This window comes from Ruegeria sp. HKCCD6647-2 (assembly GCF_057221075.1).
Map to the genome: position 1 here is coordinate 535,774 of NZ_JBWVBD010000002.1, position 24,414 is coordinate 560,187.

Below are 24,414 nucleotides of genomic sequence, written 5' to 3' on the forward strand. Positions count from 1 at the left end.
AACGTCGTCCTTGCCTGAGCAATCGGGTTCCGCAACTCTGGCTGCAATCAAAGGAAGACGACATGCACCCTACAATCCAACGAATGCAAGAAGTTGTTGCCAAGGGCGATGAGAGCCTGATCCATGAGTTGCTGGCCGAAGATGTCCGATTTTCGCCGCCAACCTACTACAGCACCTGGACGGGCCGGGCGCCGGTCGCAGCGGTATTGGGGCATGTGGGGCAGGTGTTCACGGATTTTCGGTATCGACGGGTCATGGGCAGCGGCAATGACTGGGCGCTGGAGTTTCAGTGCAAAGTTGGTGACCTGGATGCGGTCGGCGTCGATCTGATCACCCTCAACGATGACGGCCTTATACAGGAGTTTGAGGTGGTCATGCGCCCTTACAAGACCATCGGAGCTTTGCGAGAGGCGATGATGGCCCGGGTCATGACTGACCCGCGATTCCTGGAATTCAAAAACGCGCTGAGCTGAACATGCCGGGTCCTATTGCAGCTGATCAGATTCTGCGGGTGCCATTGCTGCCGGTATTGGCCGCACAGGGACTGTCTGTCCGGCGTCGTGCCCAACTTCTGCCCGAGCCCATCGGCCCGCGTCAAGGGCGCGAGGGACGCGGACCTCGTCTGCGGCTGCTCGTTGCCGGCGACAGCTCCGCGGCCGGCGTCGGGGCGGGCACCCAGAAACAGGCACTTTCGGGTCACCTCGTGGCGCAACTGGCGCGGCACTATTGCGTTGAATGGCGGTTGGAGGCCACCACCGGCCATACTACCTTGGACACTATTGACCGGCTTGAAGGACTGAACGGCAAATTTGATGCCGTGGTGACGGCGTTGGGCGTCAACGATGTCACCCGCGCGGTGACTTGCAGACAGTTTGTCGACCGGCAGGCCCGACTGTTGCATCTTCTCACCAGTCAAATGGGCGCGCGGCGGGTTGTGCTGACGGCGGTCCCACAGATGAATCGTTTTCCAGCATTGCCGCAGCCCCTGGCCTGGGTCCTCGGCAGGCAGGCAGATCGATTGAATCAGGGACTGCAACAGGTCGCGGACACCTTTCCGCAAGCCACGCATCTTACATTGGACTTGCCCGACGACCCTGCACTGGCCGCGCCTGACGGGTACCATCCCAGCCCAAAGACCTATGCGATCTGGGCCCGGGAAGCAGCTCGGCTGATTCAGGCCTGAGCGCGGATCTGCCGGATCATCGGAATGGAATACACCACCAGCGCCGCCCAGATTAGCGGAAAGGCGATCATGCGACCACGGTCGATATGTTCACCGAACGCCGTGATTGCCGTGATGAAGATCATGGTCGGGGCAATGTATTGCAGGATGCCCATCGTGGACAGGCGCACCAGCTTGGCCCCGTTTGCGTAGACAAGCAAGGGAACGGCGGTAACAACCCCCGCTCCGGCCAACAGCATGGTGTCGGATATGGCGGCGCCGAAATGTCCGGTTCCCTGCGCACCCATCCACGTCACATAGGCCAGCGCCGGGAACAGCAGGATCAAAACTTCGAGCAGAAATCCCTGATTGGGACCAATCGGGAGCGACCTCTTGAAGAACGCATAAAACCCCCAGCTGACCATCAACCCCAGCGCAGCCCAAGGCAGGCGACCGGCCTCCAGCACCAGAACCAGTACGCCAAGCGCCGCCAACCCGACCGCCACGAGTTGCGTGCGGTTCAACGGCTCTCGCAGAAGGATCGCGCCCAGCGCAATGCTGAACAATGGGTTGATGTAATACCCAAGCGCTGCGTCCAAAGCGTTGCCACTGGCGATAGCCCAGACATAAATTGCCCAGTTGACGGAAATCAGCGCGGCCGTCAGGCACGCCATTCCCAGCATTCCCGGGTTCCGCAAAGCGGCTTTCAGGTCCTTTGTTCGACCCAGCGCAATCAGCAGCAAGCCTGCCACAGGGACCGACCAGATGATCCGATGGGCAACGATCTCCACCGGTCCGATATGTGCCATGGCCTTCATATAAAGCGGCAGAAACCCCCATAGGACATAGGCCGTAACCGCCAAAGCCAAGCCTTTGGGCGTATCGACATTCTGCATTTGAGTGGTTGCGTCTGCCATGACAGGTCTCCGGCTGATACCGTTTGTCTTTATGGCAGGTCGCGGGGTTTTGAAAACTGCGAAAAGCGTGAAGAGGGTCATCAGAAATTCTGATATGTCCCCAAGCGCCGACCCCAAACTAAGACCGGGACGTCGTTGCGCCCCGGTCTTAGTTGTCTTCAGCGCTTACACCTTAACGCGCTCAGATCCTGGGTCATACATCGGCTTCAGCGAGGCCTCGGCTTTGACCTTGGTACCGCAGACATCGATCTCGTAGCTCGACCCAAGAACATCCGCCGCCTTTTCGCCCTTGCACGGAACGTATCCCATTCCTATCGCGCCGCCCAATGTGTGTCCGTAATTGCCCGAACTGAGATAGCCCACATATTTGCCGTCACGGATGATCGGCTCGTTATGAAACAGCAGAGGTTCCGGATCAGTCAGGCGGAACTGCACCAGACGATTTTCCGGCCCGCTTTCCTTTCGTACGATCACGGCCTCGCGCCCGATGAAATCGCAGCCTTTGTCGACCTTGACCGCAAACCCCAGCCCGGCATCGACCACATGATCCTCGCAGGTGATGTCATGGCCGAAGTGACGGAAGCCCTTTTCGATCCGGCAACTGTCCATCATATGCATGCCGCACAGCTTCAACCCCATGTCCTGACCGGCCTCATGCAGTGTTTCGAACACGTGGCCCGCCATGTCGGAGGAAACGTAGATCTCCCACCCAAGCTCACCTACATAAGTCACGCGATGCGCGCGGGCCAGGCCCATACCGATCTCGATCTCCTGCGCCGTGCCGAAGGGGTTCGTGGCGTTCGAGAAGTCATTGGGCGAGACCTTTTCCAGCAATGCACGCGCGTTCGGCCCCATGACGGCCAGCACGCCTTCGCCTGCGGTGACATCGGTGATGACCACGTTGAAATTGCCCGCATGGCGTTGCATCCAGGTCTGATCCGCCAGTCGGGTCGCCGCAGGGGTTACGACCAGATAAGCTGTCTCGGTCAAACGGGTGACGGTGACATCGGCCTCGATCCCGCCATTTCGGTTGAGGAACTGGGTGTAGACGATCTTGCCGGTCGGCACCGAATAATCACCTCCACCGATGTAGTTCATGAACTTCTCGGCGTCCACGCCCTCGACCCGGATCTTGCCGAAGGAAGACATGTCGTACATGCCTACATTCTCGCGAACTGCCTTGTGCTCGGCGGCTGAGTTTTCAAACCAGTTCTGACGTTTCCAGCTATACTGATACTCCCGCTCCTGTCCTTCGCCGGCGAACCAGTTGGCGCGTTCCCAGCCCGCGAGTTCACCAAAGACGGCACCCTGTACCTTCAGGTGCTGATGGAACGGCGTGCGGCGCACCCCTCGCGCCGTCGCCTTCTGGCGATAGGGATAGTGGTCAGCGTAGAGCAGGCCCAGCGTTTCTTTCGACCGTTCGAACAGATATTTCTTGTTGCCCTGAAATGGCTGCATCCGGCTGATGTCGACATCACCCAGATCGAACGGCTTCTCGCCCGTATCCATCCATTCAGCCAGCGCCATGCCCGCACCGCCGGCCGACTGGATACCGATCGAGTTGAACCCTACGGCCACCCAGACATTATCCATTTCGGGCGCCAGACCCAAGTGATAGGCGTCGTCCGGGGTGAAGGATTCCGGACCGTTGAAGAACGTGTGAATCCCTGCTTCAGCCAACATTGGCATGCGGTTGCACGCGGCCTCAAGGATCGGTTCAAAATGGTCGAAATCCTCGGGTAGTTGATCAAATTCAAACGTGTCCGGGATGCCTTCCATCGCCCAGGGCTTGGCGTTGGGTTCGAACGCACCCAACAGAATCTTGCCCGCGTCTTCCTTGTAATACGCGCATTCGTCCGGCACGCGCAGAACCGGCAACTGAGTCAGGCCGTCGATGCCTTCGGTCACGATGTAGAAGTGCTCGCAGGCATGAAGCGGCACGTTCACACCGGCCATACGGCCAACTTCGTGACCCCACATGCCCGCGCAGTTCACCACCATGTCGCATTCGATGTGGCCGCTTGCGCTGCCATCATCGGCAACCCAGTCCACTCCGGTCACGTTGCGACCCTGCTTGACAATGTCGGTGACCTTCACGCGTTCCTTGACGATCCCGCCGCGCTGCCGTGCACCTTTTGCCAGTGCCAGCGCGATGTTGGCCGGGTCACCCTGCCCGTCCAGCGGCAGATATACAGCGCCCCTGACGCCGTCGAGGTTCAGATGCGGATAGAGTTCCTGTACGCGCTCATTCGATATTTCTTCGACCTCAACGCCAAAGGCTCGCGCCATCGCGGCCTGGCGATAGATCTCTTCCTTCCGCTCGTCGGTCAGGGCCACGGTGATCGATCCGACGCGCTTGAACCCGGTGGCGACCCCGGTTTCCTCCTCCAGCGAGCCATAGAGTTCCTGACTGTACTTGGCGAGTTTGGTCATGTTCGCCGTCGCCCGAAGCTGCGCGATCAGGCCTGCGGCGTGCCAGGTCGTGCCGCTGGTCAGCTGCTTGCGCTCAAGCAGCACAACATCCTTCCAGCCCTTCTTGGTCAGGTGATAGGCGACCGAGCATCCGATCACGCCGCCGCCGATGATGACCACACGGGCCTTGGTGGGAAGATCAACCATCCTGATGTCTCCGCTTTGTCAGGTTTTCACCTCAATGGCACGAAAGATCGACACAAAATGCACGAAAAACGTCAGTGAATCGTCAAAAATCAACGATGCGACGCCAACCGCTTTTCCCGCCGCAGAACAAACGGTGTCACACCGAAGAAGCTTTTGTAAACGGACGAAAAACCGTTTGGAAACCCGCAGGCCAACCCGATTTCGCGCACGCTCATTGTGGTGTTCAGCAGCAGGTTATTGGCCTTGGCAAGCCGCATTTCGCGATAGAATCCGTTAGGCGTCGTGCCAAACACTGCCTTGAACTTTCGCTCCAAAGAGCGATTGGACAGATTCAGCGAATCAACGATCTGATTGATCGGCAAAGGCTCTTCGATATTGGCCTGCATCAGTTTGATGCACTGGTCCAGCTTGGCGTCTCCGGTTGCCGTATTCTTGCCACCCGAGAACGGTTGCATCGAGGAAAAATCGCGGATTTTCTCATGCAGCATGATGTCCGCGACCGTCAATTTGGCAGGCCCCGAGATGTGCCGTCCGATCACGGACAGCGCAATGTCGGTCGTGGCCCCCATCCCGGCGCAGGTCACCACACCCCCCTGTTCGGTCGCAATGGACAATTTGGCCTCGAAGCGCGCGCCACGCTCTCTCAGGAATGACGCGTTCTCCCAGTGGGTCGCCAGATCGGCTGTCCCTTGCTCCTTGATATAGCGGCTGGCCGCTTCGGCCAGCAGAAAGACCTGCGCGCCGTGGTAAGTGTAATCCGACACGATGCGCCCAAGGGATAATTCCGGCTGATCGGGGTTCGAGTTTCCGATGACAAACAGGTAATCCGCCTGCCGTCGGGTTGCCACCGACTCGGTTTCCACAGTCGCTCCACTGCTGCTTGTAATCGACCCGCCCTTCAGAGACCGGTAGGAAAAGGTGAAAGGCGGGTAGGGACAGACGCGGTTGGCAATGCGCAACACTTCCACAAGTGACGCCAATTCCAACAAGACGTAACCGGGCGCGACAATTATGTCGAAATGCCACTGTTGCCGGGCCTGTTCGGATGCGTCTGGCGTTGAATGATTGGACATAACGCGACCTTCAAACGATCCTGTGCCCGGCTGTGCGCAAACACTGCGCCAGCGTTTCGATATGGTCCGGACCGACTTCGCAGCACCCGCCAACAATCGTTGCCCCTTGTTCAACCCAGCTCAAGGCGTGGGCAGCATAGGCTTCAGGGCCAAGGTCATGGCGCTGTTCCAGTGCATCCACTGTTGGCGCTTCTTTCAGAAACCCATCCGAGATTCCCGTGAATCCATTTGCATAGGCGCCGAATGGCGGCCCGAACGTTGCGATAACATCCAGCGCCGCCGGGATCGCCTCGGGCCGCGAGCAGTTGATCAGCACCGCTGCGGGTTCAAACCGTTCAATCAGCGGGGCAATGTCCGCAACCGGTTCGCCTGACCGCAGGCACGTGCCATCGTGATCCATGACCGTCAGCGCCAGCCAAACCGGCTTACCGCAGTTCTGCGTACCACGCAGCGCACCCTCGGCCTCTTGCACGGACGACACGGTTTCGATCAGGAACAGGTCAACCCGGTCCTGCATCAATTGAACAAGCTCGCCGAATTTTGTTGCGGCATCATTCGGGTCGGGGTTCAGATCGGGGCGATAGCTTGCAAGCAGCGGGCCCAGAGAGCCCGCAATCCGGTCGCCCGTTCCCTGCCGCGCTTGCTCCGCCTGAGACAACGCCGCGTTGATCAGCGCAGGCATTTGATCTTCCATCCCCTCGCGTTCAAGGCGCGAGCGGTGCACCGCGTACGTATTCGTTGTTGCAATCGTGGCGCCCCGGCGGAAATACTCGGCATGCACCGCACCCAGCAATTCGGGTTGGTCGATCATCACGCGCGTCGACCACAATGGCGTCGGCGTTTCACCGCTGCGCTTCATCAATTCTTGTCCGATCGAACCATCCAGTAGCGTGATATCTGCCATGTTCCGCGTTCCTCAGGGGATGAGCACCAGTTTTCCCGGTAATGCCTTGGACTGGAAATCCTGTTGTGCCAGGACGATGTCCTTCAAGGGATAAGTCTTTGAGATCAGAGGTTTGATCCGCCCTTTTTTGATCATCTCGACCAGTCGCCCGAAAACTTCGAACGCCTGATGGGTACAGCCGTGAATCGTGATGTCTCGCAAATAGATGTCGCGCAGATCCGCCTCGACGATCGGACCAGCGATGGCTCCGGAGACTGCGTAGTGACCGCCCGGTTTCAAGGCCCTGATCAAATCCGGCCAGGCCGGGCCGCCAACGACATCGATCACAACGTCGAACATGTCCTTCGGCAGTGGCGCGCCACGATCGAATGTTTCTGCGGCACCTTGACCTTTGACAACCTCTGCCTTGGGGGCGCTGGTGACACCCCACACCGTGGCACCTCTCAAAGTGGCCAGTTGGACGGCGGCCAGGCCGACGCCGCCGGACGCGCCGGTAATCAATATCTTGTGCCCGTTCATCACCCCTGCACGGGTCAGCAGGTTTTCGGCTGTTCCATACGCACAAGGGATGGCGGCTATTTCACTGTCGGACAGTGGCGAGGCGGAAACATCGTAAAGATCGCTTGCCTCAACCAAGCAATATTGCGCAAACGCGCCATCGATTTCCGAACCCAGCGCGATGAAGCCCGAGGGATGGTTGGGGCGCGGACGCGGCAGGTTGATCGGGCAGGTCACGCGCTGACCCACAGTGAACCCGGTTTCAGGTCCGGCTCTTTCCACATACCCGCACAGATCACCTCCTTGAATACGGGGGAACCGAAGCGCTCCGCCCCACCCTCCGGCGGCGATGTCCTGATCGACCGCGTCTGTCGCGCCGGTCACCTCGGGCGCGTACCAGCCGACGCGCGTGTTGATGTCGGTGTTGTTCACTCCGGCAGCAGCGACCCGTACAAGTACTTGCCCCGGTCCGGGGTTTGGAACCGGAATATCCTCGCGCCATTCCAGCGCCTCTGGCCCGCCGTGACGGGTGAGATAGACACCAGACATTTGCTTGGGGATCGCCATCGCTCGGCCTCAATCATCCGGATGCGGAGGGACAGGGCCCATTGGCACGATGTCATAGCGAGCGTTCAGCGCGGCCATTCTGGAATCATCGGTGAAATCAGCCTCGCTCATTGTGGCCAGTTCTGCGAGGAAATCGTCAAATCCCGAAGGCTGGAAAACCATCAGCATCTTTGCGGGCGCGCCGTTTGCGATGCGACAGGCATGCGGAATGCCCGGCGGGACATGCATTGTCGTTCCGGGCGAGCACCTATGCCAGTCGCCATCGACGTAGAAATCCACCACGCCTTCGAGAAAATAGAATGTCTCGGCATGGCTGTCATGGCGATGAAGGCCAAGCGCGAAGCTGGCCTTCAGGTTGTCTTCCATGAGCGTATACGCACCGCCCGTGTCCTGACCTGATACCTTCACGAAAGTATGGTCGTTTTCCCAGTCATAGTTGGGACCCTCACCGGGTCCCAGTTTGGCGTATCGTTTGCTCATGACGGTCTCCGTCAGGGGTTAAGCGCGCAACCGCTCGTTCTCGGGATCCCAAAGCGGCTGGTCCTGCTCTACCACAGCGCGGCACCTTTGACCGTAGATTTCGACCTCAAGCTCAGTGCCGGGGTTGGCAAGCTCGGCCTTGATCATACCAAGCGCGATGGACTTGCCGACGCGGTAGCCCCATGCGCCCGACGTCGTTTCACCCACGATCTGATCGCCCTGCCAGATGCAGGACATGTACGGTGCATCGCAATCTCCGGCATCCACCGTCATGGTGACAAAGGCCTTTTTCACGCCCTGCTGTTTTTCGTTCAGGATTGCAGCCTTGCCGGGAAAGTCCTGCGGCTTGTCCAGCTTGACGAACCGCTCCAAACCGCCTTCGAGCAACGAGTAATCGGTCGACAGGTCGCCCTTCCACGCGCGATAGCCTTTTTCGATACGCAGGCTGTTGAGAGCGTACATCCCGAACGGCTTGGCACCGGCGTCAATGATCGCGTCATAGATCGCAGGCATATGCTCGTTCAGTGCGTGCACTTCCCATCCCAGCTCACCGGCGAAGGAAACGCGGATCAGGTAGGCAGGTTGGCCTGCTACGGTGGCGGACTGATGTGTAAGCCACCCCGAGACCAGATCTGCATCTGTCATACCCGAAAGGACTTCCCGTGACTTCGGACCGGTGACGATCAGAGTGTCGCGCGTGGTGGTGACATCCTCGACCGACACACCTGCGGGCATGGCGTTCATAAGGATATCGCGGTCATGCCATTGCGCTGTCGCAGCGGTAATCATTATGAACTCATCCTCACCCAGACGGATGCAGGACATTTCGGTCAGAATGCGACCACGGTCATCGGCGACATAGATCAGGTTCATCCGGCCGACCTTTGGCAGCCCACCGGTTGCCAGACCGCGCAGCGCCTCAGCGGCGCCTTCCCCCTTGACCATGAAGCGCGAGAAGCCTGGCAGATCCAGCACCCCGCAATGGTCTCGCACAGCCTCGCATTCTTCTTTGATCCGCTGTTCCCACGGGCCGGACCGACCCCAGGTATGGGTTGCCTCAAGCGATGTGTCATCGCCCGGCTGCGCGAACCAGTTGGCACGCTCCCAGCCGTTATAGGCACCCATGACGCCGCCCAGCGCTTTGACCTTGGCGTGCACCGGCGACAGCTTTTTGTCGCGCGCGGCTGGCCATTCGTGGTGTGGGAAGTGCATGGCGTATTCGTTGCCGTAAACTTCCAGACCTTTCTGGTTACAGTAATCCTGATCGGTGTAGTCGGTGTAGCGGCGCGGATCGACGGCCCACATATCCCACTCCGTCGCACCGTCGACGATCCATTCGGCCAGCACCTTGCCTGCGCCACCACCCTGCGCGATGCCGAACGTGAAGACGCACGCCTCGAAGGCGTTCTTCACACCCGGCATCGGGCCGATCAGCGGCAGACCGTCCGGAGCATAGGGGATGGGCCCGTTGATAACGCGGGAGACACCCGATGTGCCCATCAGCGGCACACGTTCCATTGCGTCGGTAACGATGTCTTCGATCCGGTCCAAATCATCGTTCCAAAGCTGGAAGCTGAAATCGTCGGGCATCTTGTCATCCTCGGTCATCCAGTGGCCCTTGCAGTTGGGCTCGTAGGGGCCAAGGTTGAAGCCGTGCTTTTCCTGCCGCAGGTAATAGGACACGTCCACGTCGCGCAGCAGCGGCAGCTTTTTACCGGTTTCCTTGGTCCACGCCTCGATCTCGGGGATCTCTTCGGACAGCAGGTACTGGTGGCTCATTACCATCATCGGAACAGTGCGGCCGCCATAGGGCTTGAACCATTCGCCAACACGTTGGGCGTAGTAACCGGCGGCGTTCACCACGTAATCACAATCGATGTCGCCCTTCTCGGTGCTGACGGTCCAGGTGCCATCGTCGTGCTGTGTCACGCCGGTTGCGGGAGTAAAGCGCAGGATACGGGCGCCCATATCGCGCGCACCCTTGGCCAGTGCCTGTGTCAGCTGCGCCGGGTCGATGTCGCCATCGCTTGGGTCGAACAGCACGCCCTCAAGGTCGTGGATCTCGAGGAACGGATATTTTTCCTTGGCCTGTTCCGGCGTCCACATCTCCATCTCGATGCCCTGATAACGGCCCATCGCGCAGGCACGCTCGAACTCCTGCACACGTTCCTTGGAGTGCGCCAGACGGATCGACCCGGTCTGGTGATAGTTCATCGGATAGTCGACCTCTTCACCCAGACGCGAATACAGCTCGGTCGAATACCGCTGCATGTTCATGATCGCCCAAGAGGTCGAAAAGGTCGGCACGTTCCCCGCAGCGTGCCAGGTCGAGCCTGCGGTCAGCTCGTTCTTTTCCAGCAGCACGCAGTCAGTCCAACCCTTCTTGGCCAGATGATACAGCGAGGAGGTCCCCACCACACCGCCACCGATGATGACCACGCGGGCTTTTGTCGGAAAATCACTCATGTTTTCAGTTCCTGTTATTGCGCCTCTTGAGGCAGGTCGTCCGTGATGTCGTAATAATCGCCCTTGTCAGCCACGAAGATGTGGCGGGCGAGGTTCAGTCCGGTCGGCGCATCCAGCGCGCCCATGGAAATCGAAATCGTGTCCTCGTCATTGTGCTGCCAGAACAGGAACGAGCCGCAGTTCCTGCAAAAGCCGCGCCTTGCGATATCCGATGCGCGAAACCAGCCAAGCGTATCGCGGGCGGAAAAGCTCAGGTTGTCCTGATGAGTTGAGGTCGAGGCCCAGATATGACCGGATTGCTTGCGGCACTGGCCGCAATGGCAGACCGAAGGTGGCGACAGCTCTCCGTCAATGGCGAATGCCACGGAGCCGCACAGGCAGGAACCATTGTGCATCTGATTACCCCCTAGCTGTCGGTGTAGTGCTGGTCCCCAGCAACACGCCATAGATGATGAAACAAGCCGCCATCACACGGCGTACCCAGATATTGAACACGGCGCCCAATGCCGCTTTGCCCATCACCGCCCCGAGCAAAGTGAACCCAGTATAGCTGAGTGTCGTGATGATCAGCGCCGTCGGCATGATCACCGCCATCTGCTGCCATATCGGCATGTCCGGTTGAACGAATTGCGAGAAGGCGGCCAGATACCCCGCGACGCTTTTCGGGTTGATCGTGGCAACGGCCAGTGCATGCAGATAGACATGCCGCGCTGGCCTTTCCGAAGCCGGCACCGGTCTGGTTGCATTCATCCAGCCGCGAATTCCAAGCCAGATCAGGAAGCCTGCGCCGATCAGCTTTGCAATGAAAAACCCGGTCGGGGATGCTGCGATCAGTGCGGTCACACCCAGAGCCGACAGGATCAGAAACGCGCTGGCTTGCGTCAGGATCGCCAGAACGCCCAGCATTGCCTTGGGGAACGACAGGCTCATCCCATTCGAGATGCAGTTGACAGCATTCGGGCCCGGGGTGGTGACGAAGACCACCCAGAACAATGCGAATATGGTCCAGGCCTCAAAGCTCATCAGTACACCGGGGGCGCGATGACCCAGACCGCAACTGCGGGCTCGTCATAAGGGTTCGACCATTGATAGGGTTGGTGCTTGATCCTGAAACTGTCGCCGGCACCCACTGTGTATTCGCGATCGCCTATTTTGAGATCAAGCCGCCCGGACACCATGTAACCGACTTCCTGCGTGGGCCGGTTCGCAGGGGTCTGCATGCGCGAGTGAGGTTGGAAAGTGGAATGCACCATCTCGAAAACGTCGGTCAGATCGGGTGAGAGCAGTTCCTCGATCAACCCTTCTTCCCCTGACCCCATCGGGCGGCGTGATCCGGCGCGAACAACATATCCCTGCTCGTCCGCGGGCGCTGCGGAATGCGCAAACAGCATCGACATCGGAACACCCAGGCTTTGTGCAATCTGTCGAAGGTCCGAAATCGACGGTTCCGACATGTCCCGTTCGACCTGGCTGAACCAGCCGACCGAGCGATCAAGCTTGGCCGCGATTTCGGCAAGCGTCAGACCCCGCGCCTTGCGCAGGGCGCGTATGTCGGCGCCAAGTGTCGCGCTATGGGGGGGCTGATCGTTCATTGGCCGGTCCGGGCTGTCGTGAAAATTTCATCGCTTTTTTCACGTTGTCCCGAATCGGTGAAAATTCCAAGCGTTTTTTCACTTGGGTCTGGTTTTTCGATTGGTTATGGCATGGTCATGTGGATAGCAGTGACCTACCTTTGGGCGATCAACGGCCTGACTCTACTGGCATTTGGATGGGACAAAAGACAATCCAGTCGCCGAAAAAGACGAGTGCCCGAAAGGCGGTTGTTATGGCTGGCAATTCTGGGTGGCAGCCCCGGTGCAATGCTGGGGCATTGGATGTTTCGACACAAGACGCGCAAGCGCGCGTTCTCAATATGGTTGTTTGCAATACTGGTTTTTCAGGCAGCAGCGATTTTTCTGCTGGTTTCAGGTCCCACGTTTGGGCCGAAATGAATTGCCACCAGAAGCCGGAAACCTTACCTATTTCAACCCGATTTGCAGGTGCCGACTGGGTCTTCTGATGACAAACTCTTCATGAATCCAACGAAGGACTCGCCGTTGGCCACCGAAGGGGACACGCTCAATGGCTGTGTCAAAATCAATCCAACAGTATTCACTGTGTTCGAAGTTCAGCGTCACTTCTGCCCCGCTATCGATAAAGGCCACAAAAACGGGTGCCATTGTAATTGAATCGCGCATCGGTTCGTAGAATTGCTCGCAGATATCTGCGGAATACAGCGACCCGGGACGCAGTCCCGTTTCTTCCCAAAGCTCGCGCAAAGCTGCTTGCGAGGCGGTTTCGCCGTCTTCTACCGAACCTGCAATCTGGCACCATTCGCCTTCAAGCGACTGAGTGCGTCTCAAAAGCAGAACTTCGAATTCGCCACGGTTTTCACGGATTGCAACCAACGAGACAATAAAAGCTTTTATGGGAATCTCGGGCATACTCAGGACCGTAGGCTTCTTGATCTACCAGCTATCGTGAAAATACTTGCGTCAGGATCTGCCCGATATTTCTGGCATCATCTTCAGAAAACGCATCCGGTTGATCGCTGTCGATGTCGAACACAGCAATAATCTCTCCCGCGGTGTTCCGAACAGGCAGGACAAGCTCGGACCGGGTCGAAGATGCACAGGCGATATGTCCGGGGAACGCATCCACGTCAGGTACCAGTTGCACATCACCTGTACGGGCGGCCGCGCCGCATACTCCGCGCTCAAACGGGATGACGAGGCAGCCATGCCCCCCTTGATAGGGACCAATTTTCAGCAATCCGGGTTCGGTCACGCGATAGAATCCCGTCCAGTCGAACCGGTCGTCCGAATGATGAAACTCGCAGGCGACGGTCGCCATGAGAGCGATCTGATCGGTTTCCCCTTCGGTCAGGGCGGTAATCGTCTTGGCGAGCGTCTCGTAGTCTGCGGTCATTTCGATGCACATCCGGGCTGAGTGAAGGGGGCGCTGCCCCCTCTTGAGCCGTTGGCTCAATTCACCCCCGGAGTATTTCGAAAAAGATGAAGGGTCAAACCCGTTCGATGGCAATCGCAGTGCCTTCGCCGCCGCCGATGCAGATGGCTGCGACCCCGCGTTTGAGGTTCCGTTTTTCCAGAGCGTTGAGAAGTGTGACCATGATCCGCGCGCCCGATGCGCCAATGGGGTGACCCAGCGCGCAAGCACCGCCGTTGACGTTTACGATATCGCGCGGCAGGCCCATTTCATGCATGAACGCCATGGGGACAACGGCGAAGGCTTCGTTGACTTCCCACAAATCGACGTCTTCTTTGCTCCACCCAATACGTGACAGCAGCTTCTGCGCTGCCGGGACGGGCGCTGTCGTGAACAGACCCGGCGCCTGGGCGTGACTGGCGTGGCCCAAAATGCGCGCCCGAACAGTGAGGCCTTGCGCCTCGGCGGCCTCGGCGGAAGCCAGAACCAGTGCGGCCGCCCCGTCCGAAATCGACGAGGAATTGGCCGCTGTAACCGTGCCGTCTTTGCGAAAGGCGGGCTTCAGCGTCGGGATCTTCTCGGGACGCGCCGACTTTGGTTGTTCATCTGTATCCTGAGTGACCTCGCCCTTTCTGGTTCGGATTGTCACGGAGGTTATTTCCGTATCAAACGCGCCATTGTCCTGTGCATTCAGGGCGTTTGACAGAGATTGCAGGGCGTATTCGTCCTGCGCCTCACGCGTGAACTGATAGGCTTCGGCACAGTCTTCGGCGAAGGTGCCCATCAGGCGACCTTTGTCATAGGCGTCTTCCAACCCGTCCAGGAACATGTGGTCCACCACCTGACCATGGCCGATACGGGCGCCGCCCCGCATCTTGGGCAGCAGGTAAGGCGCATTCGTCATGCTCTCCATCCCGCCGGCAACCATGGTATTGGCATGGCCCAGTGCGATCTGGTCAAAGGCCATCATCGCGGCCTTCATCCCGGAGCCGCACATCTTGTTGAGCGTTGTGGCAGGAACTTCTTCGCCCAACCCCGCCGCAAAGCCGGCCTGCCGTGCCGGGGCCTGACCCTGACCTGCCGGAAGAACGCAGCCCATAAGCACTTCGTCCGCGGTATCTGTACCAGCGCCCTGCAGCGCGGCCCGGATTGCGGTGCCACCCAATTCGGCGGCAGCGACGCCATCGAACATCCCCTGAAACCCGCCCATGGGGGTACGCGCGGCCCCTGCGATCACAACTTCTTTCATCTGACGCCTCCCTTGGAATTCCGACCCTTGGATACCGAATGGTAAGAATTGCCGTCTAGCGTATTTCTACGATCATTTCTCAAACCGGAGGCCGTTGACCATGGGGCTAAGCAGCACCACAGCCGGCAATACACAGGTTATCAAGGTCCATTGCGACCGTATCGATGCGGCTATGGCCATACAATTCAAGGAAGACATGCGGACCCAAACCGAGGCGGGTGCAACTCGCGTCATCCTGGATTTGTCCGCCGTCGAATTCATCGACTCGAGCGGGCTAGGCGCAATTGTCGCGTCTATGAAGCAGTTGGGGGAGGGGTGCAGGCTGGATCTGGCAGGGCTGCATCCGGTGGTCGAGAAAGTGTTTCGCCTGACGCGGATGGACACCGTGTTCAAACTGTTCGCCTCGCTGGATGACGCGCTGGTCGCAGGTGCAGGCTGACGCCGGTCGGGAGTAGATTGGCGTGACCCGAAACTGCGAAAACGACTGCGTGACTCTGTGCTTTGGGGCAATCGAATCTCAGGCAAGCGCTGGGGTTGCGACCCTCAGCGCGCGACTGGTGGAGTTGGGTGTTCCGCCTGAAAAAGCGGATGACGTCAAAATAGCTTTGGCAGAGGCGATCAATAACGTCGTGGAACATGCCTACGCGGATGTCCAGCCCGCAGAAATTTGCATTGAATGCCACTTGCGCCAGAAAAAGCTGGATGTTCTCATTTTGGACACCGGAAACCCGATGCCCGAGATGCAATTGCCAAGCGGCGTTCCCTCTTCAGTGGACACAGCACGCCAGGACCTGCCTGAGGGAGGTTTCGGTTGGTTTCTGATACGAAAACTGTCCAATGAAGTCCGGTATGAGCGACGCGATGGGCGCAATCGGTTGTTTCTGAGGTTTGATCTCACGGATTTGTCATAGTGAGCCATAAATGGTCACAATAACGCCCAGATCGAACCATTGTAGCGCCGCAAACAAAGAGCAGAAATGGGGTGTAGCTCAGATAGCTTCCCTCGGCGTCGAATGTCACAGCCCCCACCCAGTGAACGGCGCCGAGGAATTTACCCCTGATTCAATTGGACAATTCCTGACCGCGTCTTACTCTCTGAATGCTTGATGGGAGGAGTCGCTTATGCGGGATTTGCACGTGCCGGGCCGGTCCGAGGTTTTGGCGACAAATGGGATGTGCGCAACGTCGCATCCATTGGCCGCAAAGGTTGCATTGGACATACTAGGACAGGGCGGAAACGCGATGGACGCTGCCATCGCGGGTGCTGTTCTGTTGGGTATTTGCGAACCTCAGATGACGGGTATCGGCGGGGATTGCTTTGTGCTGTTCAACCGGGCTGGCGATGAGACTGTCCGGGCTCTGAACGGATCGGGTCGTGCGCCGGCCAACGCCAACGCATCGCTGTTGCGGGAAAAAGGACTGACCTCTATGCCTTTGAATGGCCCGGACGCGGTGACAATCCCTGGGGCAGTTGATGCGTTTTGTCACCTGTCGCAAACGGAAGGAAAGTTGGGGCTGGACGCGATTTTGCAACCGGCGATCCACTACGCTGAAGCAGGGGTTCCCGTTGCCCCGAGGGTGGCCTTTGACTGGGCAAACGGAGCAAACACGTTGCAAGGTGCCGCCCGGGGCCATTTTCTGCTTGATGGAAAACCACTTCGAACCGGCCAGGTATTTCGCGCGCCGGGCCAGGCCGAGGTGTTGCGCCGGATCGCGCAGGATGGGCGTGATGCCTTCTACACCGGTGAAATCGCCGAAGACATGTTGGCCGCGCTTACTGGCATGGGTGGAGTTCATACGGCGCAGGACTTTGCGGACGTCAAATTTTCTGAAGCCCAACCGATAAGCGGTGACTACGGCGGCATTGAGCTGCTGGAGCATCCCCCAAATGGTCAAGGCGCCACGGCGATATTGTTGCTTAACATTCTGAAGCATTTCGACCTGACCAGGATGGATCCCTGGGGCGCCGAACGCATTCATATTGAGGCTGAGGCGACCAAGCTGGCCTATGACGCGCGCAATCGATTTATCGCCGACCCGGATTTCAGCGCGCTGACGGATCGTTTTCTGTCCGCTGAAACCGCAAGTACGCTGGCGGCGCTCATAGATCCTCGGCGCGCCATGCAGGCAGCCGCCCAACTGACCGAAGCAATCCACAAAGACACGGTCTATATCTCGGTGGTCGATCGCGACAGAATGGCCGTTTCGCTGATTTACTCGATTTTTCACAGCTTTGGCTCGGGAATAGCGTCCGAGAAGTTTGGTATCCTACTGCAGAACCGCGGCGCCGGGTTCACTCTGCAGCAGGGACACCCAAATGAACTCGGCGGTGGAAAGCGCCCCATGCACACGATCATTCCCGGTATTCTGCGCCAGAACGGTCGTGTCATGATGCCCTTTGGGGTGATGGGTGGCGCCTATCAGCCCACCGGTCATGCCCGCTTTCTGTCCAACATCGTGGATTTCGATCTTGAACTTCAGGAGAACGTTAATGGCCCGCGCGCGTTTGCAGATGGCGGGGTGCTCAAACTTGAGCGCGGATATCCCGATACTGTTCGGCAACAATTATCCGACTTGGGCCATATTATAGAAACACCGGAAACACCCCTGGGCGGAGCCCAAGCTATCCACATCCTTGACAGTGGCATTTTGGCAGGCGCAAGCGATCCCAGAAAGGACGGTTGTGCCCTTGGGTATTGAACGACGGGCCAGGCAGAAGCCCAGGAATGACAAATCAGTTCAACTGAAAGTGCAGAGAGTAGGATCCGTCCTGAAATGGGCCGAACATGTTGGGAATATCCGGGTGGTCCACGGGCTCACCCGATTGGTCCTCAATCAGATTTTGTTCAGAAACATAAGCAACATAGAAGGATTGGTCGTTCTCCGCCAACAGGTGATAGAACGGCTGATCCTTAACAGGGCGGCTGTCTTCGGGAATGGCTTCATACCACTCTTCCGAATTGGCGAACTCTGGATCCACGTCAAAAATCACCCCCCGAAAAGGGTGTCTGCGATGTCGAACCACCTGGCCCAGGCGGTACTTGGCGTGTGTTTTCAGCATTGTTTCAGCCCCCAAAGCTTTAACTACCTCTTTCCGGGCCAAAAAGCCAACCATTGATCCACGAATCGGGGAAACAGTCTGTGAACCTCTTGCTGACAGTGTTCGAAATCGTCGCTCCGGTTTTTTTACTGGCAGCAATTGGCTTTACCTGGGTCCGACTTGGTTTTGAGTACCGTCTGCAATTCGTCACACGTTTTGCCATGACGCTGGCCGTGCCCAGCCTGATCTTCGTGGCGCTGATGCAGACCGAGATTCCGGGCGGAGATTTGTCCCGTTTCACGCTGGCGACCATAGCGGCCAATCTGGCGCTGGCAGTCGTGTTTTGGCTGTTGGTACGCGTCCTGAAACTGGAACAGCGCACGTATCTGTCGCCGCTGATTTTCGGCAATACCGGCAATCTGGGCCTGCCCCTGTGCATCTTTGCGTTTGGTCAGGCCGGGCTGGGCTATGCGGTCATCTTCCTGTCAGTCACAGCCCTGTTTTCGTTCACCTACGGCATATACCTCGTGGCCGGCAAAGGCGCTTTTGGCAAAGTCCTGCGTGAACCCATGGTCTGGGCCACCCTTCTGGGCGCATTGTTTTTGTGGCGCGGGTGGGAAACACCGGTCTTCCTGACCAATACGTTGGGACTGTTGGGGCAAATGGCTGTCCCACTGATGCTGATCACATTGGGCGTTGCGATCGCCCGCCTCTCGACCCACAGCTTGCGCGCCGCTGCTTGGCTGTCGATCCTGAAACTGGCTGTGTGTTTCGCCCTTGGCTGGGCGGTGGCGGCCCTGTTCGATCTCGAAGCCATCGGCTTTGGCGTTCTGGTGCTGCAGATGTGCACTCCGGTCGCCGTGACATCATATTTGCTGGCCGAGCGGTTTGAAGCCGATTCAGACGCCGTCGCCGGCATGGTCATGGTGTCAACTTTGCTGAGTGTCGCCGCGTTACCATTAATTCTAGCTATCGTTCTGTAGCGATTGTGATTTCATCAGAACTCAATCTGCGCTAGAATAAAGAAAAAAGGCACGAGGCACATGAGCAGAATTCTTTTCGTACTCTTAGGGGTGCTGCTTTTGGCATCCTGTGGGGGTGGGTCAAAGCAACCACCCAGCAGATTGAACGACGCGTGCAGCATTGCGCGCGAAAAGCCGGACTATATCAAGGCCTTCAAGAGCACCGAACGCAAATGGGGCGTTCCCGTGCACGTCCAGATGGCAACGATCTATCAAGAAAGCCGCTATCGGCATGACGCGCGGACGCCGCATAAATACGTTCTTGGCGTCATACCGATGGGTCGCCAAAGCAGCGCCTACGGATATGGTCAGGCGCTGGATGGGACTTGGGAACAGTACCAGCGCGAAACCGGCAAGCGCCGCGCCAAACGTGATCGCATCCGCGACGCGTCGGACTTTATCGGCTGGTACATGAACAAAAGCTATGAGCGCAACGGTATTCATCCCAGCGATACACGCAATCAGTATCTGGCCTATCACGAAGGCCACACGGGCTATGCCCGCGGCAGCCACAACGGCAAGTCATGGTTGCTGAATGTCGCCGATGAAGTGGATGCGCGCGCGCAGCTCTATCAGGCGCAGTTGTCCACCTGCCGCTATTGATGGTGGGGCGGATCAGCGGTTCGCTGATCCGCTTCGCGCTCTGTTAGAGAACAGGTTCTGATCCAGACTGCCGCTTTCCGTCAGCGGGCCCAACAGAACTGTCGTCTGACTGCCTGCGTTGTCATGGATCACCCATTTTCGCAATTCGACGGGATCGCTGGTGAACATCAGCTCGATCCTGCCGCTTTCAGGGTTTTTCGGGTCCTGTGCCGTGACGACAGTCGCGGTCCCGTCGAAATCGTGACCCACAACCATGTTGGCCTGGCCCAGATCAACGTTACGGGCCAGAACCAGTGACAGCGGTGTCCGCCGCAATGGATATTGCTCGGGCGGCTGGTTGGATTTTGGGTCAAATATCTGAACCGTGCCCGCACGCGCCAGGACAACGGCACTGTTAGGCGGGTCATATTCAAACCGCATTTTGCCCGGCCGCTGCAACCACAGCTTTCCAGTGCTCAGCGAGCCATCATCATTCACCTGGGTGAACGTGGTCTGAACCGTTTTCAGCTGGTTCAGATATTTTGAGATTTCCGACAGCGGCAGCTTGTCAGCCGCCCAGGCCGCGGGCGCGGCAAGTGTCAGAACAAGGGCAAGGGCAATCTGTTTCATGCGTCACAGATATGCGCTCTGCCCTTGTTATTAAATATCCTATTGCTCGGGTACGAGGATTTCGCGTTTTCCGACATGATTTGCCGCCGAAACAACACCTTCGTCCTCCATTTGCTCAACAAGCCGCGCCGCTTTGTTGTAGCCAATGGCGAGTTTCCGCTGAATGTACGAGGTCGAGCATTTGCGATCCTTGATCACAATTGCCACTGCCTGATCATAAAGCGCGTCCTCTCCATTGGTGTTGCCACCGGTGTTCAGACCCAGAACGGCGTCGATATTGTCGGCCTTCTCTTCGGCCGGGCCGTCCAGCACGCTACCCACATAATCCGGCGGACCGAACTGTTTCAGGTGGTTGACGACTTCCTCGACCTCCTCATCCGAGACAAACGGACCGTGGCAACGGGTGATCTTGGCCCCACCGGCCATATAGAGCATGTCACCCTGCCCCAGCAGTTGCTCGGCACCCATTTCACCCAGAATGGTGCGGCTGTCGACTTTCGAGGTCACCTGGAACGAAATCCGGGTTGGGAAGTTCGCCTTGATCGTACCGGTGATCACGTCGACCGACGGGCGTTGCGTCGCCATGATCAGGTGGATACCCGAGGCCCGCGCCATCTGTGCGAGGCGTTGGATGCACGCCTCGATTTCCTTGCCTGCGACCATCATAAGGTCAGCCATTTCGTCGACGATGACGACAATATAGGGCATCGCTTCGGGGGCGAATTCCTCGGTCTCGAACATCGGCTCGCCGGTTTCATCGTCGAACCCGGTCTGCACCGTGCGGCTGAACAGCTCGCCCTTGGCCAGCGCATCCTTCACACGACCATTGTAACCGGCGATATTGCGCACGCCCATCTTGGACATTTTGCGATAGCGGTCTTCCATCTCGCCCACGACCCATTTCAGGGCCACAACCGCCTTTTTCGGGTCGGTCACAACGGGCGACAGCAGATGCGGGATGCCGTCATAGACCGACAGTTCCAGCATCTTGGGATCGATCATGATCAGACGGCACTCATCCGGCGTTAGCTTGTATAGCAACGACAGGATCATCGTGTTGATCGCCACCGATTTACCGGACCCGGTCGTGCCCGCGATCAACAGGTGAGGCATCTTGGCCAGGTTCGCCACGACAGACTCACCGCCGATATCCTTGCCCAGCGCCAGTGGCAGTGCGTGGTTGCCGTCGCCAAAGTCGCGGCTGGCAAGGATTTCACGCAGCACCACCATCTCGCGGTTCTCGTTCGGCAATTCAATCCCGATCACCGACCGTCCCGGCAGGGTAGAGACCCGCGCAGAAAGCGCCGACATCGACCGGGCGATATCGTCGGCCAAACCGATCACGCGGCTGGCTTTTAAGCCCGGAGCGGGCTCCAGTTCGTACATGGTGACGACGGGGCCGGGTCGCACGCTGACAATCTCGCCCTTCACGCCGTAATCATCCAGCACATTCTCCAGCATCCGCGCGTTTTCCTCGAGCGCTTCGTCGCTCAGATGATGGCGCTGGATGCTGGTAGGGTTTGCCAACAAGCCCAATGGCGGCAGTTCAAAATCAGAATGCCGCTCTTCGAAGGATAGCGTCGGTTGGGCCTCGGCCTGAGCGCGGCGCGACGGTGGCGGCGCACGGCGCACGGGTTGCGCCACAACAGGCTTGCGGGGTTCGGCCACAGGGATTTTCATAGCCTGTCGCGGCGTCGCCTCAGGTGCCTGAGCATCCTCGAAAACAGCCTCATCCTCAAAATCGGACTCGGTTTGATAGTCCTGAAGGGAATGAGGCTCAGGTACATATTCATGGCCTGCCGGTTCCTGCCATTCCGGAACACTACCAGCAGTCAGCGGTGGTTCGGGCGGTAGATCTCCGGCCTGTCCTGCGTTCAGGATAAGTGGGTCCGGTCCCCTGCCGCGCCCCTTGGTCAGCGGCAGATTTGGGTCCGGCTCGGGTGTCATTTCCCCAGTTGCCACCTTGCGATTGCGCACGGCCGCGGAAATCTTCGAGCGGATGCGGTCCTCGCCCGGCATATCATAAAACCCTTCTACCGGGTCAGGTTCGACCAACTCGGGTTCGGGCATGGGCTCGGGACGCCGGATCAACGCCGGCATCCGCGCCAGCAAACCGGTTTTCTGCGGCTCGGGCTCTGGTTCTTCCAAAATCGGATCGGCGTAGGCCAGTTCGTCGTCAAATACTGCGTCCGCTGATTCAGCCCGGGCTGCCTTGCGCTCATCCCATTGCACGCGCCGGTCACGGGCCGCCTGTGCAGTGGCAGCGGCACCGCGGCCCAACATGTTCATCAACATGTCATAGGCCATGACAAGACCCAGAAGAAAGGCGCGGAACCCTTTGCGCACATCGGCCTTGGTGAAGCCCAGCACAAAAATACCCAGTGCCAGCATCCCCGCCGCCATCGCCAGTGACATCAGCTTGACCATGAAATGGGACGAAATCGGCAGCAGCGTCAGCAACGCCCCCATGACCGTGTCACCAAACAGGCCACCCAATCCAAAACTGTGTGTGGCGCGCCATGCATCACCGGGTACAAGCGTTGCGGCATAAACCGATACGATCGCGATCCAGATCGGGGCAAAGATCAGGCGGGCGACGGCCCGATCCTCGCCGAAGTGGCCGGCAAATCGCACGCCCCAGCCAACCAGTACCAGGGCAATGCTCCAGCTGCCCCAACCGACGATCATGAACAGTGGCGCGGCGATCGAAGCCCCGATCCGCCCCATCCAGTTCTGCACCGGCGCGTCCGTGGACACCATCCAGTTCGGATCATCCGGCGTGTACGACCAGATCATCGCCGCTGCTGCAAATCCCAGCAGGATCAGAGCGATCCCGATCAGTTCCTTGCTGCGCCGTTCGATGGCCGCCTGCGTGGTGCTGTCCAACAAAGGATCGCGTTTGCGCGCGTTCAATGATGCCATTTTGCCCTCGTACCTCACGAATAGATGCAGTCGCGGAGTGTCATAAGCCCGCGCTGCAACTCTGTTTTTGGGGCCACCATCGCGACCCTGATAAATGCTTCGCCCGGGTTCTGTCCCGGATCGCCTTGAGAAAGATATGCACCCGGCAGAACCCGAACACCGGTTTCCTGCCACAGCTTCAATGCGGCTTCCTCGCCGTTGTCGACCGGCAGCCACAGGAAAAATCCGGCTTCGGGCGGCATGTAGCCCTGAACGCCAGCAAAAACATTGTCCGCGATAGAGTATTTTTCCTGGTAGAGCGTACGATTCTCGGCCACATGCGCCTCATCCGCCCAGACCCTGGCAGCGGCGGCCTGCAACGGTGCGGGTAACGGTGCCCCGGAATAGGCCCTTAGCTGCTTGACCCGTCTGATCGACTCCGTGCCACCCGCGATAAGGCCCGAACGCAATCCGGCGAGGTTGGAACGCTTTGACAGTGAATTGAACAGCGTTATCCGTTCGGGATCAGCCCCAAGCTCCTGCGCAACGGTCAGAACGCCAACAGGCGCAACATCCCGATAGATCTCGGAATAGCATTCGTCTGCGAATATGCGGAAATCGTACTTTTCGGCCAGACGGATCAGGTCAACCCAATACTCTCGCGAGGCGACGGCACCCTGTGGATTGGCCGGTGAGCAGATATAAGCCACGGCCGTCCGGTTCAGAACATCTTCGGGCAAGCTCGCATAGTCCGGCAGATGGCCTGTGGAAGCCGTCGCGGGCACGAAAAATGGCTGCGCCCTAACCGAGATCGAGGCAACCATGTACACTTGATAAAACGGGTTAGGGCACAGCACGATTGGCTGCTCGCCATTTTTCCGCTCGGGACACAGCGCCATTGCGGCGTTGTACAACCCTTCACGCGTTCCGTTCAGGGCCATCACGTTGGTTTCCGGATCAAGCGCAACGCCATAGCGGCGGTCTATCCAGTCCGTGATCGCACTACGCAGCGCAGGCGAACCCTCGTTCGGCGGATACCCCTGAAAATCAGCAGCATTTTCCATGATGACATCCGTCACCCAGCCCGGGAAATCGTGCATGGGCGTCCCGATGGTCATGTGAACGACCTCACCACCCGGCTGGTGATGGTCCAACAGGGCGCGCAGACGCGGGAATGCATATGCCGGTAGGTTCGAAAACCGCTCGGGAAAATTCATAACTACTGCCTCAATGCCGGGATCATTGACGCCCCGGTTTTCAGGCAGATTACAGGCGTGCCCCCCCTTCGTCCAGACAAAGAGGTGCCGAATCAGGGGATT

General features: G+C 58.5%; 25 protein-coding genes. 8 read left to right on the forward strand and 17 right to left on the reverse strand.

All coding sequences use genetic code 11. The features are described 5' to 3' along the window. The first annotated feature begins 62 nt into the window (after positions 1-62). A complete protein-coding gene (locus AC2TDJ_RS08635; protein WP_480841200.1) occupies positions 63-473 on the forward strand; it encodes a nuclear transport factor 2 family protein in 411 nt (136 codons plus the stop codon). Positions 474-475: 2 nt separating this feature from the next. Then, positions 476-1,183 carry an SGNH/GDSL hydrolase family protein gene (locus AC2TDJ_RS08640; RefSeq protein WP_480841202.1) on the forward strand — a complete coding sequence of 236 codons (708 nt, stop codon included), beginning with the start codon at positions 476-478 and terminating at the stop codon, positions 1,181-1,183. On the opposite strand, the gene rarD is transcribed toward AC2TDJ_RS08640, so the two are convergent. The 10 genes from rarD to AC2TDJ_RS08690 all read right to left on the reverse strand — a co-directional run bounded on the left by rarD (position 1,174) and on the right by AC2TDJ_RS08690 (position 12,278). Next, positions 1,174-2,079, reverse strand: coding sequence for an EamA family transporter RarD (gene rarD / locus AC2TDJ_RS08645; protein WP_480841204.1), 906 nt, complete (start codon positions 2,077-2,079; stop codon positions 1,174-1,176). The two genes, AC2TDJ_RS08640 and rarD, sit on opposite strands and share 10 nt — an antisense overlap. A gap of 165 nt (positions 2,080-2,244) precedes the next feature. After that, the gene (locus AC2TDJ_RS08650; protein ID WP_480841206.1) at positions 2,245-4,698 is read right to left on the reverse strand and encodes a GcvT family protein; all 2,454 of its coding nucleotides are present in this window, start codon (positions 4,696-4,698) and stop codon (positions 2,245-2,247) included. A gap of 89 nt (positions 4,699-4,787) precedes the next feature. Beyond that, on the reverse strand, positions 4,788-5,771 hold the full coding sequence (locus AC2TDJ_RS08655; protein WP_480841208.1) for a GlxA family transcriptional regulator: 984 nt from the start codon (positions 5,769-5,771) through the stop codon (positions 4,788-4,790). A gap of 10 nt (positions 5,772-5,781) precedes the next feature. Further along, a complete protein-coding gene (locus AC2TDJ_RS08660; RefSeq protein WP_480841210.1) occupies positions 5,782-6,675 on the reverse strand; it encodes a homocysteine S-methyltransferase family protein in 894 nt (297 codons plus the stop codon). Between the two features lie 12 nt (positions 6,676-6,687). Next, complete coding sequence (locus AC2TDJ_RS08665) at positions 6,688-7,740, reverse strand: zinc-binding dehydrogenase (RefSeq protein ID WP_480841212.1); 1,053 nt, start codon at positions 7,738-7,740, stop codon at positions 6,688-6,690. 9 nt (positions 7,741-7,749) lie between these two features. After that, positions 7,750-8,220, reverse strand: a complete 471-nt coding sequence (locus AC2TDJ_RS08670) for a cupin domain-containing protein (protein ID WP_480841214.1) — start codon at positions 8,218-8,220, stop codon at positions 7,750-7,752. Positions 8,221-8,238: 18 nt separating this feature from the next. Further along, a complete protein-coding gene (locus AC2TDJ_RS08675) occupies positions 8,239-10,686 on the reverse strand; it encodes a GcvT family protein (protein ID WP_480841216.1) in 2,448 nt (815 codons plus the stop codon). A 14-nt stretch (positions 10,687-10,700) separates the two neighbouring features. Further along, positions 10,701-11,081 (reverse strand): GFA family protein, encoded by a 381-nt coding sequence (locus AC2TDJ_RS08680; protein WP_480841218.1) that lies wholly within the window; start codon positions 11,079-11,081, stop codon positions 10,701-10,703. Between the two features lie 4 nt (positions 11,082-11,085). After that, the gene (locus tag AC2TDJ_RS08685) at positions 11,086-11,709 is read right to left on the reverse strand and encodes a LysE family translocator (protein WP_480841220.1); all 624 of its coding nucleotides are present in this window, start codon (positions 11,707-11,709) and stop codon (positions 11,086-11,088) included. Next, positions 11,709-12,278, reverse strand: a complete 570-nt coding sequence (locus AC2TDJ_RS08690; RefSeq protein ID WP_480841222.1) for a helix-turn-helix domain-containing protein — start codon at positions 12,276-12,278, stop codon at positions 11,709-11,711. The genes AC2TDJ_RS08685 and AC2TDJ_RS08690 overlap by 1 nt, the downstream gene beginning before the upstream one ends. Here AC2TDJ_RS08690 and AC2TDJ_RS08695 point away from each other — a divergent pair. Beyond that, entirely contained in the window at positions 12,258-12,677 is a 420-nt protein-coding gene (locus tag AC2TDJ_RS08695) for a DUF1294 domain-containing protein (protein WP_480841224.1), read from the forward strand. The genes AC2TDJ_RS08690 and AC2TDJ_RS08695 overlap by 21 nt on opposite strands. Before the next feature lie 27 nt (positions 12,678-12,704). Here AC2TDJ_RS08695 and AC2TDJ_RS08700 read toward each other — a convergent pair whose 3' ends face one another. The 3 genes from AC2TDJ_RS08700 to AC2TDJ_RS08710 form a co-directional block, all read right to left on the reverse strand. Next, on the reverse strand, positions 12,705-13,169 hold the full coding sequence (locus AC2TDJ_RS08700; RefSeq protein WP_480841226.1) for an NUDIX hydrolase: 465 nt from the start codon (positions 13,167-13,169) through the stop codon (positions 12,705-12,707). 31 nt (positions 13,170-13,200) lie between these two features. Further along, positions 13,201-13,653 carry a GAF domain-containing protein gene (locus AC2TDJ_RS08705; RefSeq protein ID WP_480841228.1) on the reverse strand — a complete coding sequence of 151 codons (453 nt, stop codon included), beginning with the start codon at positions 13,651-13,653 and terminating at the stop codon, positions 13,201-13,203. A 94-nt stretch (positions 13,654-13,747) separates the two neighbouring features. Continuing rightward, on the reverse strand, positions 13,748-14,920 hold the full coding sequence (locus AC2TDJ_RS08710) for a thiolase family protein (protein ID WP_480841230.1): 1,173 nt from the start codon (positions 14,918-14,920) through the stop codon (positions 13,748-13,750). A gap of 100 nt (positions 14,921-15,020) precedes the next feature. Here AC2TDJ_RS08710 and AC2TDJ_RS08715 point away from each other — a divergent pair, with 100 nt between their 5' ends. The 3 genes from AC2TDJ_RS08715 (at position 15,021) to AC2TDJ_RS08725 (ending at position 17,620) form a co-directional block, all read left to right on the forward strand. Continuing rightward, positions 15,021-15,359, forward strand: coding sequence for an STAS domain-containing protein (locus tag AC2TDJ_RS08715; RefSeq protein WP_480841232.1), 339 nt, complete (start codon positions 15,021-15,023; stop codon positions 15,357-15,359). A gap of 22 nt (positions 15,360-15,381) precedes the next feature. After that, positions 15,382-15,831 (forward strand): ATP-binding protein, encoded by a 450-nt coding sequence (locus AC2TDJ_RS08720; RefSeq protein ID WP_480841234.1) that lies wholly within the window; start codon positions 15,382-15,384, stop codon positions 15,829-15,831. Between the two features lie 211 nt (positions 15,832-16,042). Beyond that, positions 16,043-17,620 (forward strand): gamma-glutamyltransferase family protein, encoded by a 1,578-nt coding sequence (locus AC2TDJ_RS08725; protein ID WP_480841236.1) that lies wholly within the window; start codon positions 16,043-16,045, stop codon positions 17,618-17,620. Between the two features lie 34 nt (positions 17,621-17,654). Here the strand turns inward: AC2TDJ_RS08725 and hspQ are convergent, their stop codons facing one another. Further along, positions 17,655-17,981: a heat shock protein HspQ gene (gene hspQ / locus AC2TDJ_RS08730; protein WP_480841238.1), complete on the reverse strand. Its 327-nt coding sequence runs from the start codon at positions 17,979-17,981 to the stop codon at positions 17,655-17,657. An 80-nt stretch (positions 17,982-18,061) separates the two neighbouring features. Between hspQ and AC2TDJ_RS08735 the strand changes: the two genes are divergently transcribed. Together AC2TDJ_RS08735 and AC2TDJ_RS08740 are read left to right on the forward strand one after the other, a co-directional pair. Next, positions 18,062-18,943 (forward strand): AEC family transporter, encoded by an 882-nt coding sequence (locus AC2TDJ_RS08735; RefSeq protein ID WP_480841240.1) that lies wholly within the window; start codon positions 18,062-18,064, stop codon positions 18,941-18,943. A 60-nt stretch (positions 18,944-19,003) separates the two neighbouring features. Continuing rightward, positions 19,004-19,585, forward strand: coding sequence for a transglycosylase SLT domain-containing protein (locus AC2TDJ_RS08740; protein WP_480841242.1), 582 nt, complete (start codon positions 19,004-19,006; stop codon positions 19,583-19,585). A 12-nt stretch (positions 19,586-19,597) separates the two neighbouring features. Here the strand turns inward: AC2TDJ_RS08740 and AC2TDJ_RS08745 are convergent, their stop codons facing one another. The 3 genes from AC2TDJ_RS08745 to AC2TDJ_RS08755 are packed head-to-tail and all read right to left on the reverse strand — an operon-like array spanning position 19,598 to position 24,312. After that, a complete protein-coding gene (locus tag AC2TDJ_RS08745) occupies positions 19,598-20,194 on the reverse strand; it encodes a LolA family protein (protein ID WP_480841244.1) in 597 nt (198 codons plus the stop codon). A gap of 39 nt (positions 20,195-20,233) precedes the next feature. Beyond that, positions 20,234-23,116: a DNA translocase FtsK gene (locus tag AC2TDJ_RS08750; protein ID WP_480841246.1), complete on the reverse strand. Its 2,883-nt coding sequence runs from the start codon at positions 23,114-23,116 to the stop codon at positions 20,234-20,236. Between the two features lie 14 nt (positions 23,117-23,130). After that, positions 23,131-24,312 (reverse strand): aminotransferase class I/II-fold pyridoxal phosphate-dependent enzyme, encoded by a 1,182-nt coding sequence (locus tag AC2TDJ_RS08755; protein ID WP_480841248.1) that lies wholly within the window; start codon positions 24,310-24,312, stop codon positions 23,131-23,133. Positions 24,313-24,414 lie beyond the last annotated feature (102 nt).

Coding starts and splice junctions, on each gene's coding strand:
- AC2TDJ_RS08635 (WP_480841200.1), top strand. CDS start 63: ATGCACCCTACAATCCAACGAATGCAAGAAGTTGTTGCCAAGGGCGAT.
- AC2TDJ_RS08640 (WP_480841202.1), top strand. CDS start 476: ATGCCGGGTCCTATTGCAGCTGATCAGATTCTGCGGGTGCCATTGCTG.
- rarD (WP_480841204.1), bottom strand. CDS start 2,079: ATGGCAGACGCAACCACTCAAATGCAGAATGTCGATACGCCCAAAGGC.
- AC2TDJ_RS08650 (WP_480841206.1), bottom strand. CDS start 4,698: ATGGTTGATCTTCCCACCAAGGCCCGTGTGGTCATCATCGGCGGCGGC.
- AC2TDJ_RS08655 (WP_480841208.1), bottom strand. CDS start 5,771: ATGTCCAATCATTCAACGCCAGACGCATCCGAACAGGCCCGGCAACAG.
- AC2TDJ_RS08660 (WP_480841210.1), bottom strand. CDS start 6,675: ATGGCAGATATCACGCTACTGGATGGTTCGATCGGACAAGAATTGATG.
- AC2TDJ_RS08665 (WP_480841212.1), bottom strand. CDS start 7,740: ATGGCGATCCCCAAGCAAATGTCTGGTGTCTATCTCACCCGTCACGGC.
- AC2TDJ_RS08670 (WP_480841214.1), bottom strand. CDS start 8,220: ATGAGCAAACGATACGCCAAACTGGGACCCGGTGAGGGTCCCAACTAT.
- AC2TDJ_RS08675 (WP_480841216.1), bottom strand. CDS start 10,686: ATGAGTGATTTTCCGACAAAAGCCCGCGTGGTCATCATCGGTGGCGGT.
- AC2TDJ_RS08680 (WP_480841218.1), bottom strand. CDS start 11,081: ATGCACAATGGTTCCTGCCTGTGCGGCTCCGTGGCATTCGCCATTGAC.
- AC2TDJ_RS08685 (WP_480841220.1), bottom strand. CDS start 11,709: ATGAGCTTTGAGGCCTGGACCATATTCGCATTGTTCTGGGTGGTCTTC.
- AC2TDJ_RS08695 (WP_480841224.1), top strand. CDS start 12,258: ATGGGGGGGCTGATCGTTCATTGGCCGGTCCGGGCTGTCGTGAAAATT.
- AC2TDJ_RS08690 (WP_480841222.1), bottom strand. CDS start 12,278: ATGAACGATCAGCCCCCCCATAGCGCGACACTTGGCGCCGACATACGC.
- AC2TDJ_RS08700 (WP_480841226.1), bottom strand. CDS start 13,169: ATGCCCGAGATTCCCATAAAAGCTTTTATTGTCTCGTTGGTTGCAATC.
- AC2TDJ_RS08705 (WP_480841228.1), bottom strand. CDS start 13,653: ATGACCGCAGACTACGAGACGCTCGCCAAGACGATTACCGCCCTGACC.
- AC2TDJ_RS08710 (WP_480841230.1), bottom strand. CDS start 14,920: ATGAAAGAAGTTGTGATCGCAGGGGCCGCGCGTACCCCCATGGGCGGG.
- AC2TDJ_RS08715 (WP_480841232.1), top strand. CDS start 15,021: ATGGGGCTAAGCAGCACCACAGCCGGCAATACACAGGTTATCAAGGTC.
- AC2TDJ_RS08725 (WP_480841236.1), top strand. CDS start 16,043: ATGCGGGATTTGCACGTGCCGGGCCGGTCCGAGGTTTTGGCGACAAAT.
- hspQ (WP_480841238.1), bottom strand. CDS start 17,981: ATGCTGAAAACACACGCCAAGTACCGCCTGGGCCAGGTGGTTCGACAT.
- AC2TDJ_RS08740 (WP_480841242.1), top strand. CDS start 19,004: ATGAGCAGAATTCTTTTCGTACTCTTAGGGGTGCTGCTTTTGGCATCC.
- AC2TDJ_RS08745 (WP_480841244.1), bottom strand. CDS start 20,194: ATGAAACAGATTGCCCTTGCCCTTGTTCTGACACTTGCCGCGCCCGCG.
- AC2TDJ_RS08750 (WP_480841246.1), bottom strand. CDS start 23,116: ATGGCATCATTGAACGCGCGCAAACGCGATCCTTTGTTGGACAGCACC.
- AC2TDJ_RS08755 (WP_480841248.1), bottom strand. CDS start 24,312: ATGAATTTTCCCGAGCGGTTTTCGAACCTACCGGCATATGCATTCCCG.